We start from the raw sequence: 15210 nt of genomic DNA, 5'->3' as shown, positions 1-15210 counted from the left end.
AGATTAGCCGATGATCTCGCGTATCTCCACGCTGCCGCCCTGATCCAGTGCGGGGCAGCCGTGTGCCAGGGTGGTGGCCTCGTCCAGGTTCTCGGCTTTTACCACGATAAAACTGCCAAGGCGCTCGCGTATCTCCACAAAGGGCCCGTCCGTCACCACGCCGCCTGCTTTTAATACTTTGCCTTCCATCGCAAGACGCGGGCCGTTGCTGGCCAGCTTGCCCTGTGCAGCCAGGCCGCCGGCCCATGCCTTCCATTTACTGGAGAGTGTTTCCATTTCTTTGGGTGATGTGCTGCTGTAGTCGTAGCTGGGCTGGCGGAACAATAATGCAAACTCTTTCATGAATGTCAGTTTAAATTTGGTGAATGAATGTATGATTTACATTTCAATAATGCGCAGCCGGGCAGAAATTGGACAGTGAACAGGAATTTTTTTTCAGGCGGTGTTAATGCCTGTTTTCCCAGTCTGCCCTGTCCAGCCGGTACACGGCGCAATGATCGTCACCAAACACCCTGTTTTCCACAAACCGGAAGCCCAGTCTTTCATAAAACCGGCGAGCCGCTGTATTGGACTCCAGCGGGTCTATCATAATGGCCGTTACCTCTTCCGGGAGGAAACACCGCGTGATGGCCATCTGCATCATGATGGTGCCGTAACCCCTGCCCAGGTCTTCCGCTTCGCCGATCCAGATGTCGATGGCACGGAGGTTTGCGGGCACGTCGCCCCAGTAATGGCTGTCTTCCAGGGCGGGGTCCAGTATCTGGATAAAACCGAGGGGGCGCCCGTCCAGTTCGGCGATCAGTTGTTCCCGCCATTCAGGCTGGTGGTGTAGCGCTGTTTCCCAGCCCCAGTCGTCATTCGGGTCCGATGCGACGGTATGAGGCTGTTCGTCCCAATGTTGCAGCAGGGCCAGATCCGCCGGGGTGGCGGGGCGAAGGGTGATATGCGGCGTGGAGTTTATCATGTTGTAAATGTAAGGCTGTTTGCCAGGATCAAAAAAGCGGTGTTTTTGCGGGGATTGTATAATTTAAGGGAAAAGAAATATTGGCTTATGATCTATATCACACAACTGATCTATATTCATCCGGGCATGGAAAAAACCTTCGAAGAGTTTGAATCCGTGGCCCTTCCGCTGATAGATAAATATAACGGGAAACTGCTGCTGCGGGTGCGGCCGGAAGGCGGCAGCATGGTAGGCGGGGAGCTGGACCTGCCGTACGAGATACACCTGGTGAGCTTTGAGGGAGAAGAGGATTTTGAGCGGTTCAAGGCGGATCCCTCACGGGCGCAATTCCTGCACCTGAAGGACAAAAGCGTCCGGAGAATGATGCTGGTGAAGGGCATTGCGTTGTAAAAAAGGGGGGAATTTACCCTTTGTCGCATAACGCCTGCTTTATGTCGTATCCGCACATCATACGTTACGTTTGGCGGTTGTATGTTTGCATTATCAAATCAAACATTATTCTTTAAAAACAAAACACACATTTATATGGAAGCCTCAAACAAAACACAGGTAACAGTAGAAGCCACTATCAAAGCTCATATTGACAAAGTATGGAAATACTGGAATGAGCCCGAGCATATCGTTGAATGGGCGTTCGCATCACCCGACTGGCATGCACCCCGCGCCGAGAACGATCTGCGTGTAGGCGGCAAATTTGAAACCAGGATGGAAGCGAAAGACGGCAGCTTTGGTTTCGACTTTGGCGGTGAATATACCCAGGTGGTAAAGCACGAAGTGATCGAATACATCATGAGCGATGGCCGCCAGGTGAAGACAGTGTTCACCCCGCAGGGCGAAGAAACAAAGATCGTGACCGTTTTCGACGCGGAAGACACCAATCCGATCGAAATGCAACAGGCAGGATGGCAGGCTATCCTGGAAAACTTCAAGAAACTCGTGGAAGCATAAGCGACACTTGTTCTTCCGATCAGAAAATTTCGCCGTGGGTCACTACGCGCGAAATTTTTTGTTTTGGAGAATATTGGAAAAAGCCTGGCGGACAAAAGTGCGAGTGAATGCGACTCCCTGGCAGGGGGCGTTTGCAACCGAGGCACATTATTTGTACCGCAATGGCTAAAATGTCATTATGGAAAAGAGAATCTTAGGGATTGTGTTTTCCCTGATGGGGGCCATCGGGCTGATCATGGCGGCTGTAACCTTCGTAAATGGCGCGGGAGGCACGCGGAACATAAAAATGATCGTCATCTACGCCATCCTGGGGGCGATATTCTTTTTTGCCGGGATGGGGCTGATCAGGAATACAAAAGATAAACCTTCCTGATCCGGAATTGGGGTGTTTTTTACCCACAGCTTCCATGTTTGAGGCAACGGTCATTTAAAGTAATTGCCGTAAATTTCGGCCCTAAACCGAATTTCAGCATGAGAAACCTGCTTACAGGCCTTGTTGCCTGCCTTACCGTATTTTATTTTTCAGCCTGCAAACAAACGCAGAAATCCGCTTCCGGCGGCGAAGGCCTGGAGACTGTTATGTCCGTGCCCGCCACCATACCCGCCGGCGGCCCCGTCATGCTGAACTTTACCGTGTACAACCGCTCTTCCCGCGACACGCAGTTCTGCAAATGGCATACGCCTTTCGAAGGGTTTATCAGCACCTTCCTGGACATTAAGGATGCCGCCGGCACGGAGGTGCAGTATCGCGGCGCCATGGCCAAAAGAGTAATGCCGCCGCCCGCGGAGGCATATATCAAAGTACCGGCGGGAGACAGTGTATCTGTAACCTTGGACCTGCTGAAGGGATACGACCTCACCAAACCCGGGCAGTACAAAGCTGTATACCAGGCCGGCGGCATGAGCGGGTTGACGAAAGTAAATGATATCAGTTTTTCCGTGCAGTAAAACATTGACCCCTTTGAGGCGCGGGTGTATGATGGCGGTATCTCCGTATAAGGATGCCCGTTATTTCAGCGGCTGCGCCTCAAATTTCTCCTCATAATCCTTCCGGATAGTCCCCATCCAGCGGTCCCACCAAAGGAAGTACAGGCCGTAATTCCCCTTGAAGTACTGATGGTGCTGGTTATGATTAAAAGAAGTATTGATCCACTTCCCGAACCAGTGCCGGGCGAACCAGCGCGGGTATAGCTCCCAGCCCAGGTGCCCATATACATTATACAGCATCATAACAAAAAAGAACACGACCAGGTGGATGAGCGTAAGCGGCATGATAAATACCAGTATAGGAAAGATCCCTACTTCGAGCATTCCTTCCAGCGGGTTGAACGAAAACGCGGCCCAGGGAGAAGGGTTCGTGGAGAGGTGATGGACCTTATGCACATAGGGGAATAACCGGGGATGATGCATCAGCCGGTGTACCCAGTAAAAATAGGCATCATGGACCAGGAACATTAAAGGGAACGCGGCAAAATACCAGAAGGTGCTGTGCGGGTCCGTGGCCCTGTAATATTGTGTATAGGGCCGCAAAGGGGAGAAGAGGATCAGCACGAACACCAGTGAAAACATCAGGATCGTAAGGCAGGAATACAGTATCTCCCGCCGGTAATCTTTATTCCGGGGCATTTTTGGCTGTATCTTTTTATAAAAAATGCGCTTGCGGAATAACAGGTACCATATAATAAACGCAATCCCCGCGATCAGGAAATACCGTAAGCCAAGCACCCAAATGATAGAGGGCCATTTGTCCAGCCAAAGCATAACATTTATTTAATTTAACAAATAACAGCCCCGCATCGTCTATACAAAAATATCGTTTTATTATTTTTTATCGTCAACAATTACGCTGGATAATTTTAATATCCGCGCGGGACTGTAACTACATCGTTTTCGTAGATTTCAACAGTCATTTGTCAGGAATCATTTATATTACGCCATCAACCGTTCAAAGTCAGTCTGGGCGCTAGATTCAACGTTATGGCCATGATATTTTCCACGTAACATTCCGTTAATATAAGAGTGTTTCTTTCGTCCCCGTATTAGTAATCAAATCTCAATCGCTTTCCATGAACAAAGTCTACTTTCCTTACCGCATGATGCAATCGTTTTTCGCATTGCTGGTGTGTGGTCAATGCAGTATCCTGCCAGCCAGCGCGCATGCAAGGATAACGCCTCCCGGAAATGAAGTTTCCTTCAGGCAAACCGTAAAAGGAACCATTAAAGACGCTGCCAGCGGCAAACCGCTGTCCGGCGCAACTATCGGTGTGAAAGGCGCCTCGCAGACCACCAGCTCCGACGACAATGGGGCCTTTACGATCAACGTGCCGGACAATGCAACGGCACTGATGGTAAGTTATGTGGGTTATGTAACCCAGGAAGTGCCTATCGCAGGCAAAACCACAGTAGATGTAATGATGCAGACCCTTTCCACGGACCTGAACCAGGTGGTGGTAGTAGGTTATGGCACCCAAAGCCGCAAAGATGTGACAGGCGCCACGAAAACCCTCAAAAGCGCCGAATTTAATAAGGGTATTATAAACGCTCCCCAGGAATTGCTGCAGGGCAAGATGGCCGGTGTGAACGTAACCTCGGCCAGCGGCGAGCCGGGCGGTATGCTCGGCATTACCGTGCGCGGTCCGGGCGGCGTGCGTACCAGTAACACTCCCCTGTTTGTGGTGGATGGTCTGCCCCTGGACAACTCCAGCACCGGCGGCGGTGACCCGCTGAACTTCCTGAACCCGCAGGACATTGAATCCATTGACGTATTAAAAGATGCCTCCGCCACGGCCATCTACGGAGCCCGCGGTGCGAATGGCGTAATCCTCATCACCACCCGTAAGGGCAAGGCCGGGGCTTCCACTCTTGGGTTTTCCGCTGGTATAGGTTTCTCTACCATTGCCCGCGCATTGCCGGTGTACTCCGCTTCGGAGTTCCGCAAACAGGTGGTGAATGTAGGCGGCATCCTGGATGACCAGGGCGGCGATACCGACTGGCAGAAAGAGATCACCAGGACGGCCGTTACACAGAACTACAACCTGAACCTGAGCGGCGGCGCCGATAAACTGACCTATTATGCATCCTTCGGTATGCAAAAGCAGCAGGGCATCCTCAAGAATAATGATATGAACCGTTATTCCGGCCGTTTTAACGCCACGCAAAAGTTCTGGGACGATGCATTGATCATCGAAGCCAACCTGGGTGTGGCCAACACGAAAAATGAACGCCCGCCCATCGGCGGCATGATCGGCGATGCAATTGCCAACAACCCGACTTATCCGGCATACGACGCAAACGGGAATCCCGCCAAATACCAGAACCTCAGCAACCCGCTGGTAACGCTGGAGCTGGAAGACGATATCACTACCATCAACCGTGTAACGGGCAATATCAGTCCTTCCCTGCGCATCATCAAAGGGCTGGTGTACAAACTGAATTTTGGCATAGACAATTCCACCTCCACCCGCGACATCGTGAGCAGGCCCAATGCCGTGCCTCTCCGCGACGGCCGCCTGGAAACATGGAACACCTATAACCGCAACACCCTTATTGAAAACTACCTGACCTATAACTTTGACAAAGGCGCCCATACTTTTTCAGCGCTGGCGGGTTATTCTTACCAGAAATTTTTCCAGCAGGGACGCAATACCAGCATCAACAAATTTCCCATCACGCCAATAGATCCTATCTACAACCCCGGCCTGGGACAGGAACTGACGCTGGCGGCCAACAGGCCCGGCGGTTTTGCCCTGGAGAACGAGTTGCAGAGTTTCTTTGGCAGGCTCAACTATGCGTACGACGACCGCTACCTGCTGACGGTGAATTTCCGCGCGGACGGCTCTACCAAATTTGGTGAGAATAACAAATACGGTTATTTCCCTTCATTCTCCGCGGGCTGGAGAGTGAGTGAAGAAAAATGGATGAAGGGCTCGCCGTTCAGTAACCTGAAGCTTCGCGCAGGCTGGGGTATTACCGGCAACCAGGAGATCCCTTCCAAGATCACCCAGGCATTGTATAATACTACTTTATCGGCAGGGTCCAGCTACCCGTTATACCCGACCGGGCCTTATCCCGGCGGTACGGCTTTCGTCCGCCTCGCCAATCCTGATATCCAGTGGGAAACGTCGAACCAGACCAACGTTGGTATAGACTTCGGTTTCATGGGCGGCGCGCTCACCGGCTCTATCGACGCATTCAGCAAAACGACCGGCAATATGCTCGTGAAAGTGAATGTTGCGGATCCCATACAGCCTTCAAATGAAGTATGGACAAACGTGAAGGATGCGAAGGTGATCAACCGCGGCCTTGAGGCGGACCTGGAGTATAACTACAAATCAGGCCGCAACCTGAATTTTAATGTAGGCGGCAATATCACTTTATTAAAGAATGAGCTGAAGAACTCCCCGTATTCGGTGATCACGACAGGCTCTGCTTCCGGCTCCGGCCTCACCTCCGCAACCATCAACGGCTACGTGAACGGTGAATCGCTGGGGACCTTTTACCTGAGAGAATGGACAGGTTTCGACAAAGACGGCCTGAGCACTTACCGCGATACAGACGGCGATGGCACCATTAGCGATAAAGACCGCATTGCGGCTGGCACCGCATTACCTACGGTGATGTACAGTTTCCACGCAAGCGTAGCTTATAAGGGCTTCGACCTCCTGGCAAATTTTAATGGCGTGGGCGGCAACAAGATATATGACAATACGGCGAACGCTAACTTCTATAAGCTGAGACTTTCCAAAAGCGTGAATACTACGCCGGAAGCGATCAAGTACGCGGAAGAATCGGTGAATAATGCCGCGCCGGTAAGTACCCGTTACCTGAAAGACGGTGCATATCTCCGCCTGAACAACGTGACCCTCGGATATAACTTCAACACCAGGGCGCTCGGCATCAGCAAATACGCTTCCATGCTGCGCCTTTCCGTTACCGGTCAAAACCTTTTTGTGATCACCAAATACAATGGTTACGATCCGGAAGTGAATACAGACCGTACGGTGGAAGGGGTTAACTCTTACGGCGTAGACTGGCTGAGTTACCCGAAAGCAAAGTCCATCATCTTTAACTTAAATGTTTCATTCTAATATCCCGGATCATGAATAAGAAAATAATAGCACTGCTGCTGGGTTTCTCAGTATTTGCAGGTTGCACGAAACTGGAAGAAAATGTGCTGGATGAAACGTCTTCCACCGGCTCCACGGATAAACAGATAGCAGAGGGCCTGATTGCACCGGTATATGCAAAACTGCCGGACATCTTCCTGCATACCAACTATTTCGCTTTACAGGAAATATCTACCGACGAAGCCATTCTGCCATACCGCGGCGGTACAGACTGGGGGGATAACGGTATCTATATGTCCCTGCACAGGCACGAAACCACCAGTACAGACCCGAATATCCGCAGCACCTGGAATCATATCTTCCAGGGGATCTCCCGCGCGCTGTCTGCCGTGGTGGCGCTGCCTACCAATACAGATCCCAACGCAAGGGTGTTCCTCGCGGAAGCAAGGGCCACGAGGGCGTATTATTGTATGCTTACGCTGGACATGTTCGGCGTGGTATTCAAAAAAGAAGACCCCACCGCTACCTCCGAAGTGCTGAGAGGCGAAGAGGCTATGACTTATATCCGGACGGAACTGGAAGCGGCGGAGCCTGTGCTGGATAACACTACCGGCCCCGGCAGGCTTACCAAAGCCGGCGTATGGGGTTTGCTCGCCCGCCTGCACCTCAATGCAGCCGTGTACCGCGACCGCTACGCCACCGCATTCACTTTCCAGAAAGCGGATATGGACAAAGTGGTGGAGTACTGCGACAAGATCATTGGCAGCAATGCCTATACTTTGTCACCCAGCTACTTCGCCCTGTTCGACGATGCGAACCATACGAACAAAGAGCTGATCTTTGCCGTGGACCAGCGTGCCGACCTGAACGGTCACAACCGTATGGCTTACTTTTCCCTTTCCGGGGACCAGTTCCCCATCCCGGCTTATACCGGCGCGAACGGTACGGACGGTCCCGGTATCACACCGGATTTTTACCGCAGCTGGGTGAATGCCTATGCACCGGTAGACCCCGCCGCCGCGGATCCCCGCTTTTACAAACAGAACCTGGGCGTTTATACCAATCCCAACGATACCTGCGTTGCCGCCGCCGCCTTTAACATCAACCGCGGCATCCTTCGCGGCCAGCAATACGGCCTCATCCGCAAAGGCGGCGTATTCCTCAAATGCGACGACGGTAAAATGAAAGTAGGCCCGCTGTTTTACGACACCCGCAACAGGCCCACCATGGCGGTGAATTTCACCGAGCAGTGCGACTTCACCGTTGCCGGCAGCAATTACAACACCGGCTTCAGGGTATCGAAATACGAATTCAGCAAAACCTCTGTAAGCGGCCGTAACTTCGGCGAACACGACATCGTGATCCTGCGCCTGGCGGATGTATACCTGATGCGTGCTGAGGCCAAACTCAGAAGGGGAGATGCGATGGCATCCGCACTGACGGATGTGAACACCGTAAGAGCTTCCAGGACGGCTTCCACACCCGCTCCTGCGCTCACCACCATCGACCTGGACCTGCTGCTGCGTGAAAGAGGCTTCGAGTTCTACTGGGAATGCCAGCGCCGTACGGATATGATCCGCTTCGGTAAATACGAAGGCACCTGGACGGAAAAAACAAACACAGACAAAAACAAAAGGATCTTCCCGATACCGCAAACCACTATTGACGGCGCATCGGTGATCCCCGGCTACCTGGTACAAAACCAGGGTTACTAATACGGATTGATTACTTTTTCATAACTGAGCGTGCAGCCACATCTGTGGTTGCACGCTTTTTTGTTTGTCAGATCAATACTTATGTATGGGGCATTTATTAATGTGATTATTAGGATTAAATTCCATATATTCAATAGTAAACTTATCAGGTAAAACCCCTTCTATACCATGAACCACAGGCCCTTTCTACACCGGGCAGTAATGGCTGCCCTTCCCGTTATGCTGATCGTGAGCGCCCCCCGTGCCCAGGACCCCAGGAAGGTCAATGATTCCCTCAGCAACTCCTTACAGGAAATGAACACCGCATTGCTGGCTGCCCACCGCACCTGGGCGGACCTTGCGGACAAAGAAGCTGCTTACGCGCCTGTTATCAAACAGGTGGACCGGATAGACCAGCTCATCACAAAGATCTCCGACTGGAACTATTCCGATGCGAAATTTAATGTCGTGAACTCCCTCCGGTACAAACAAAAACTCTACCAGGAGCTGGACAATTACGCCGCCCTTATGAATGCATCTTTTGCCTTCAAACAGCCCGATTCCATCATCGCCGTGCTCGGTTATATAGAAGATGACATCAGCGGGAAAATGACCGGAGCAGGAGCCGCAAGCCCTGTAACGCCGGCCCTGGTGAACGTGAAGGTAAGCGTGGAAGAAGAAGGCGCCCCGGGCGTGCAGATCCCCGGCATCAAGGTGTTCATCAAGCCGGAAATGGTACTGGCGCCACGTTATACCGAAGAGCTGAGCACAGGCGCAACGCCCCTCAAACGCCTGATGCCCGGCCGTAAGATCATATGGATCGAGCAGGACGGCAAAGTGCTGGCCGAAAAGAAAACCATCGTACATGCCGGGGTAGACACGGATACCATCGCAGTCTACATCGGTAAAAAACAGCATTAACAAAAAAAGACATTCCCATTACCAATTCTCACCCTGTACTTCGTACACATTAACGAAGCGACCCTACGTTACACCAATTGATTGGTGTAACTTATAACCGGTGTTCTATTCACCCGCATTATTCCAAAGCACAGGTTTATAAAAGACACAGGTTCAGTTCGCTACTGCCATCTTTTACCTCTTCCTCTATTGTATATGCAGCTAAGACATGATCAACCCGCGTACCGCGAAGTTGAAAGGAAATAACCATTCGATATATTATGATTATTAACCATTAAACTTTGAATCATGGGAGACATGTTAAATGCAAACACATTACACTACCCCTTTACTCACAGCACCAATCCGCACGCTGAAGACATGGAGAACATCATTCATTCCTGGGTATCCGTTCACTTTGATTTCCTGCCGGAAAAAGTAAAAAAGAAATACCTCCACACCGGCATGGGCCATTGCGGCGGATGTATCTTCCCGAAGGCCTCCATGCAGCAGCTGCAGGCCATCTGCCGTTTTTTTATCTGGGCGTTCACGGTAGATGACAGTTATGAATTTTCCTCACCCGAACAGGTGCAGATCATCGAAGACATTTCATTGCAGGCGCTGCGGCATGGCCGCTTCACCAGCAATGATCCGCTCTATGCCACCCTGCCCGTCATGCGCGAAGAACTGCTGGCCATCTCATCGCCGGAATGGCTGGAACGGTTCTGCGAAAGCATCGAATTGTACTTCCAGGGCCTGAAGGAAGAAACGAAATACCGCGTGCCCATGATCTTCCCGGATATGGATACTTTCATAGCCGTGCGCACCAAAGCGGTGAACGTGCTGCCGATGGTGAACCTCGCGGAAGCCATTACCGGCACCGTACTGCCAGGGCCTGTGATCAGGCACCCTTACCTGGAAAGGCTCGCTTATCTCACCTGCCGGATCCTGTCATGGAGCAACGATTATTTTTCCGCGCACCTGGAAAAAGGCCATGATGTGCTGAACCTTGTGCTGATGCTGGAACATCACAACGGGAGCTCGCTCAGCGAAGCGTATGTGGAAATGCTGAAAGTGCACGATAAGGATGTGGCGGAGTTTGTCTGTATCAGCGCTTCCCTGCCCAACTTCGGGGAATACAATAAAGCGGTGGAGGAGTATGTGGACAACCTGGAACTGATGATAGCCGGATACCTGCACTGGACGCTGCAGCTCACAGACCGCTACAAAAAAGGCGGGCATCCCAGCCTGGACCTTCAGCCTGCTAAAACGGCGTAGGTATATTCGTTAATACTGGTCTGCGCTGATGGCCAGCAAATGACGGCTGATAACGCTGAAGAGCGTCTTTTTGTCGAAGGGTTTGGTAATGATCGCAGAGGCGCCTGCTTCCAGCAGTTCTTCTTTGTTTTCGGTCCTGCCGGTGATGATGATGACGGGTATTTCGTGATACACCGTGTGGCTCCTGATGTAACGGAGGGTTTGCAGCCCGCTCATTTCGGGCATCTGCCCGTCCAGCAGGATGCAGTCCGGCAGGATGTTGCACTGTCCCAGCGTTTCTATCAGCTGCCGGCCGTTGATGCTGCCGGAAGCCGTGCAGCCAAAGGATTGCAGCAGGTTGCTCAGCAGGCGGTGATTCATGAGATCGTCCTCTGCGAACAGCACCAGCGCATTGTCCATCCGGTAGATGTAGTCGTCGTGCTCTTCGGGCAGGTTGCCCGGGTGGCCGGACTTAAGCGGCAGTTTGATGGTGAAGGTTGTTTCGCGCTGGCTGCTTTTTACAGCGTAAGTGCCTTTGAAACTATCCACGATGTTTTTGACGATGTAAAGCCCCAGGCCCGAACCTTCCACCTGGTTGTTCTTTTTGGCGGTGAAGAATTTTTCGAAAAGATATTTTAGTTTATCCCCCGCAATCTCAGGGCAATGGTTGCTCACGGAGATGCGGAAAAATGCATCGGCCACTAATATCTTTAGCGTGATCTCGCTGTTTTCATTGGCGTATTTCACCGCATTGGACAGCAGGTTGGTGATCACGATGTTCAGCTGGTTGCTGTCGCTGACGATGATGGGCGGTATGCCCTTGTCTATGTAGAGTTTGATGGTAACACCTTTCAGCCGTGCTTTAATGCGGTGTATGCCGACGATATTGTTCAGGAAGGGGCGTATGTGGAACGTATGGTTTTCGAGCGTATCCATTTTGCCGCTTTCAATTTCTCCCATGCTCAGCACATTGCTTACAACGTTGCTCATACCGGCATTGATGATGCTCAGCTGATCTATATACGGCCTGATCCGCTCCAGGTCCGGGTTTTCCTTTGCATCGTTTTTCAGCAGCTCCAGCAGGATGGAATTGGAGGTGAGGTTGTTGCGCAGCTCGTGGGTAGTTTTGAATACAACCATTTTCACCTGCTGAAACAGACGTTTGTTTTCCTGGATGTAATAATACAGCACCATCGCGTCAAAAAGCAGGAAAGACGGCATGGCGATCCAGCGGAAAAGGTATTGATTCTGTAAGGATATTTCGATGGGAGGGACGAAGCGGTAATAAAAATTGATCTCCAGGAAAAGAAGCGTCAGCGCGGTGGCTGCAAGGCCAAGGACCCGTTGTCTTTTTTTGGAGTATACCAGGAAACACAGCCCGAAAAGGAACACGACGATGAGCGAGAAATTCATCAGTTGCCCCAGCAGCATGGAAAAATATAATGCCCCCGCGCAATGCACCAGCAGTACGCCTACGCTGGCCGCGCCGTAGTGCCTTTGCCTGTTCAGTACAATGATGCCTGCAAACAATACTCCTTCCGTCACGGCCGGTATAAATATCTCCCGCAGCCCGGTGGCCCGGTAAAATACATACCCGATGGATATAGCCAGTACGGCGGTGATGAAGCAGAGCGTGTTGACCAGTTGTACCTTTTTCCTGGCTTCTTCTTCCAGGTTGAAAGTGCCGGCGAGAATGACAGATCTGACGGCTTGCACAAATAATGCAAACCAGTTTTTCAAGCGTTGCAGGGGCTCCATATGCACGGAGTTTGTTTGGGTGTAATCGGAAAACAGTGGATATGTTCGTTGTGAAATCTAAGTTAATTAAATCCGCACCTGATTTTGTTAAATGATTGTGAATGGCATATTGTGTGCAAAGACAGCAAAACAAACATGGTTACTAAATAATAAGTATTAATGGTTGGTTCTGTTTGGTGTGAAATGCAGAAACAACAGTAAGTGAAGTACAGGGTGTGTAATCTGTTTGTTAAGAAGAAGCTGTGAAAGTAATGCTGTGGCGGCTTTGATGTAACCCGGTATGTTTTACCTGCCGGCGAACTATGCGGTGCCCTCCCAGATATGCCCGTCTTCATAATACTTCGGCACACAGGCCAGCTCTGTGGGTAAGGAACTGCGGTGCATATGCAGCAGCATCAGCGTGACCAGCACGGCCAGCATCAGCATGAACAGGGCCAGGAAGGCGCCCGCGATGATGAGGAAAGTTGTCATTGGTTACGAACGGTTTTTCCACCTGCGGTGCGTCCACAGCCAGTATTGCGGCTGCCGCCGGATGTCTTCTTCCAGGAAACGGGAGAAACGTTCCGTAATGGCGAACGGCGGTAACTGGCCGGGTGCGTCGGAGATGAGTTGAAAGGATATTTCCCAGGATGCGGAGTGTGTCGATTTGCTGACAGTGGCGTACAATACCACGGCATCCGTCGTTTTGGCGAGCCGCTCCGCCCCGGTGATCACCGGGGTGGGCTGGCGGAGAAAATCGACGGTGTGGGCTTCTTTGCCCGGGCATTGATCCGCCACGAATATATAAGCCCCGGCTTTGTTCCGCGCGGTGAGCATATGCCGCGCCGCTTTGTCCACCGGCAGCAGCTTCATCCCGAAACGGGAGCGGAGCCTGCGCATCACCCTGTTAAAAAACGCATTGCTCAGCGGCTGGTATACGGCGTGTATGTCAAAATCTACATGGGCAGGCAGCACACTCAGGCATTCCCAGTTGCCATAATGCCCCAGCATGATCATGACGTTGCGCTGTTGTGCATGGTAATGTTTCAGCAGGTCAATGTTTTTCACCTGTACCCGCCGTTTTACGAAACCCGCCGGTGCCAGCAGCATCAATGCCATTTCCAGGAAGATGCCGGAGAAATGACGGTAAAAAACGTCCGCCAGGCGGTTCACCTCCTCATAGGACCTTTCCGGGAAAGAACGGGAAAGGTTTTGTAATACTACTGCATAACGGTACCCCAGTACCTTGTATAAAATCAGATAGATCATCCGCCACATATGTTAAAGTAAACCGAATATCCTGCCGCGCATAGGGGTGCGGAACGGATATGCCGTTTTATGAACAGGCATTGCAACCAGGTACAACGCATTCCGGATACAAAGAGACGGATTTACCGCGGCGGCATGTTGCAGGATCGGGATTATTTATTGCGTAAAATGAAAAGAACTATGGAAAGGGTCTACAGGTACGGTACAAACGAGATTTTATTCGAGTCGGACAGGGAGAAGGGCCTTCAGCCTTCCAGGGCCTGGGAGGAATGGCAGGGCGAGCGCATGCCTTTCTGGGATGTGCGCGTGCGCGATCATTTTTTTGACGGCATGCATATCAGCTTTTTTAACATCAATATATATGAACATATACGGCTCACCACCAATGAACAGGCTCCCCTGCCCGGGATGGGTTTTCTAAAACAGGGCTGCCTCACCACCACGCCTTATTCCGGCGGCGGGCCGCGCACGTTCACCGCGCGCCAGCACAACGTGTTTATGAACCCCTATACTGCAATGAGCACCGAAATACCAGTACAGCAAGACCTTGAGATCCTGCTGCTGGGCTTTCAGCGCGAACGGTTCCTGCAGCTGGCGGAGCACGCCGGCCCGGTGATGGGGCAGCTGGCGGAAAGCATCGCGGCAAATAAACCGACGCCTTACCTGCACAGCCCGAATATGCCGCTTACGCCGCGTATGCTGGCCATCATCCTGGAGATCGAGCAGGGCTGTTATCATGGCGGACTGATGAACCTTTTCCTGCAATCCAAAATGCTGGAACTGCTGGCATTACAATGCGGGCAGCTGGAAGCGGCCAATAAAGGAGAAGTGCGCCCGGAAGGGCTCAGCGCGGCGGATATGAACAAAGTGCGTGACGCGCGGGAACTGTTACTACGCGACCTGCAGAACCCGCCTACGCTCAGCATGCTGGCAAGGCAGGCGGGGCTGAATGAATTTAAACTGAAGAAGGGGTTCAAAAAGATGTTCGGTGCTTCCGTATTCGGCTACCTGAAATCGTACCGCCTGGAAACGGCGCGGGAACTGATACGCGGCGGCGGGAAAACTGTTACGGAAGTAGCCTATGAAACGGGCTATTCCACCCTCCAGTATTTCAGCAATGAATTCAGGAAAAAGTTCGGTGTGAGCCCGGGAAGTTTACGCTGATATTTTATTAACCGCGGATCCATTCCCAATACCCGAATATTTGTGTTTTTTTACAATAGCCGGCCGCGTTATAGTTTGATAACGTTACAGGACACACGGTAATTTCAGATATCAAAACAGGCTATCTACCTGGAAACAGGTAGGCTTGTATACCCGTAACCATGTATGGTTCCATCCGGTTAAACCGGTAAATATGACAACTCAGCCTGAA

The 15210-nt window shown here is 51.6% G+C and carries 15 protein-coding genes; 9 read left to right on the top strand and 6 right to left on the bottom strand.

The genetic code is table 11. The features are described from left to right. Window positions 1-3: 3 nt before the first annotated feature. The gene (locus tag EG028_RS01105) at window positions 4-342 is read right to left on the bottom strand and encodes a YciI family protein (protein WP_120514201.1); all 339 of its coding nucleotides are present in this window, start codon (window positions 340-342) and stop codon (window positions 4-6) included. Between the two features lie 103 nt (window positions 343-445). Next, window positions 446-964, bottom strand: coding sequence for a GNAT family N-acetyltransferase (locus tag EG028_RS01100; RefSeq protein ID WP_120514200.1), 519 nt, complete (start codon window positions 962-964; stop codon window positions 446-448). Between the two features lie 87 nt (window positions 965-1051). On the opposite strand from EG028_RS01100, the gene EG028_RS01095 reads away from it, so the two are divergent. The 4 genes from EG028_RS01095 (at window position 1052) to EG028_RS01080 (ending at window position 2860) form a co-directional block, all read left to right on the top strand. After that, entirely contained in the window at window positions 1052-1354 is a 303-nt protein-coding gene (locus EG028_RS01095) for a DUF1330 domain-containing protein (protein ID WP_120514199.1), read from the top strand. A gap of 135 nt (window positions 1355-1489) precedes the next feature. Further along, window positions 1490-1912 (top strand): SRPBCC family protein, encoded by a 423-nt coding sequence (locus EG028_RS01090; RefSeq protein WP_120514198.1) that lies wholly within the window; start codon window positions 1490-1492, stop codon window positions 1910-1912. A gap of 178 nt (window positions 1913-2090) precedes the next feature. After that, complete coding sequence (locus EG028_RS01085) at window positions 2091-2285, top strand: hypothetical protein (RefSeq protein WP_120514197.1); 195 nt, start codon at window positions 2091-2093, stop codon at window positions 2283-2285. 98 nt (window positions 2286-2383) lie between these two features. Beyond that, window positions 2384-2860, top strand: a complete 477-nt coding sequence (locus EG028_RS01080; RefSeq protein ID WP_120514596.1) for a protease — start codon at window positions 2384-2386, stop codon at window positions 2858-2860. A gap of 60 nt (window positions 2861-2920) precedes the next feature. Here EG028_RS01080 and EG028_RS01075 read toward each other — a convergent pair whose 3' ends face one another. Next, window positions 2921-3673, bottom strand: a complete 753-nt coding sequence (locus EG028_RS01075) for a sterol desaturase family protein (RefSeq protein ID WP_120514196.1) — start codon at window positions 3671-3673, stop codon at window positions 2921-2923. A 305-nt stretch (window positions 3674-3978) separates the two neighbouring features. Here EG028_RS01075 and EG028_RS01070 point away from each other — a divergent pair, with 305 nt between their 5' ends. From EG028_RS01070 to EG028_RS01055, 4 genes are all read left to right on the top strand, one after another. After that, window positions 3979-6999, top strand: coding sequence for a SusC/RagA family TonB-linked outer membrane protein (locus EG028_RS01070; protein ID WP_206614326.1), 3021 nt, complete (start codon window positions 3979-3981; stop codon window positions 6997-6999). 11 nt (window positions 7000-7010) lie between these two features. Then, window positions 7011-8693 carry a RagB/SusD family nutrient uptake outer membrane protein gene (locus tag EG028_RS01065; RefSeq protein WP_120514195.1) on the top strand — a complete coding sequence of 561 codons (1683 nt, stop codon included), beginning with the start codon at window positions 7011-7013 and terminating at the stop codon, window positions 8691-8693. Between the two features lie 168 nt (window positions 8694-8861). After that, entirely contained in the window at window positions 8862-9593 is a 732-nt protein-coding gene (locus EG028_RS01060) for a hypothetical protein (RefSeq protein ID WP_123864496.1), read from the top strand. A 288-nt stretch (window positions 9594-9881) separates the two neighbouring features. Continuing rightward, window positions 9882-10850: a terpene synthase family protein gene (locus EG028_RS01055; RefSeq protein WP_120514193.1), complete on the top strand. Its 969-nt coding sequence runs from the start codon at window positions 9882-9884 to the stop codon at window positions 10848-10850. A gap of 9 nt (window positions 10851-10859) precedes the next feature. On the opposite strand, the gene EG028_RS01050 is transcribed toward EG028_RS01055, so the two are convergent. The 3 genes from EG028_RS01050 to EG028_RS01045 form a co-directional block, all read right to left on the bottom strand. Further along, window positions 10860-12587, bottom strand: a complete 1728-nt coding sequence (locus tag EG028_RS01050; protein ID WP_120514192.1) for a hybrid sensor histidine kinase/response regulator — start codon at window positions 12585-12587, stop codon at window positions 10860-10862. A gap of 300 nt (window positions 12588-12887) precedes the next feature. Beyond that, window positions 12888-13058: a hypothetical protein gene (locus EG028_RS27595; RefSeq protein WP_162946183.1), complete on the bottom strand. Its 171-nt coding sequence runs from the start codon at window positions 13056-13058 to the stop codon at window positions 12888-12890. A 3-nt stretch (window positions 13059-13061) separates the two neighbouring features. Then, window positions 13062-13835 carry a lysophospholipid acyltransferase family protein gene (locus EG028_RS01045; RefSeq protein ID WP_162946182.1) on the bottom strand — a complete coding sequence of 258 codons (774 nt, stop codon included), beginning with the start codon at window positions 13833-13835 and terminating at the stop codon, window positions 13062-13064. A 168-nt stretch (window positions 13836-14003) separates the two neighbouring features. Here EG028_RS01045 and EG028_RS01040 point away from each other — a divergent pair, with 168 nt between their 5' ends. Beyond that, window positions 14004-14999 (top strand): helix-turn-helix transcriptional regulator, encoded by a 996-nt coding sequence (locus EG028_RS01040; RefSeq protein ID WP_162946181.1) that lies wholly within the window; start codon window positions 14004-14006, stop codon window positions 14997-14999. Window positions 15000-15210: the final 211 nt, after the last annotated feature.

Source organism: Chitinophaga barathri (genome assembly GCF_003807585.1).
Taxonomy (GTDB): domain Bacteria; phylum Bacteroidota; class Bacteroidia; order Chitinophagales; family Chitinophagaceae; genus Chitinophaga; species Chitinophaga barathri.
This window is presented reverse-complemented; position numbering and strand designations above follow the sequence as displayed.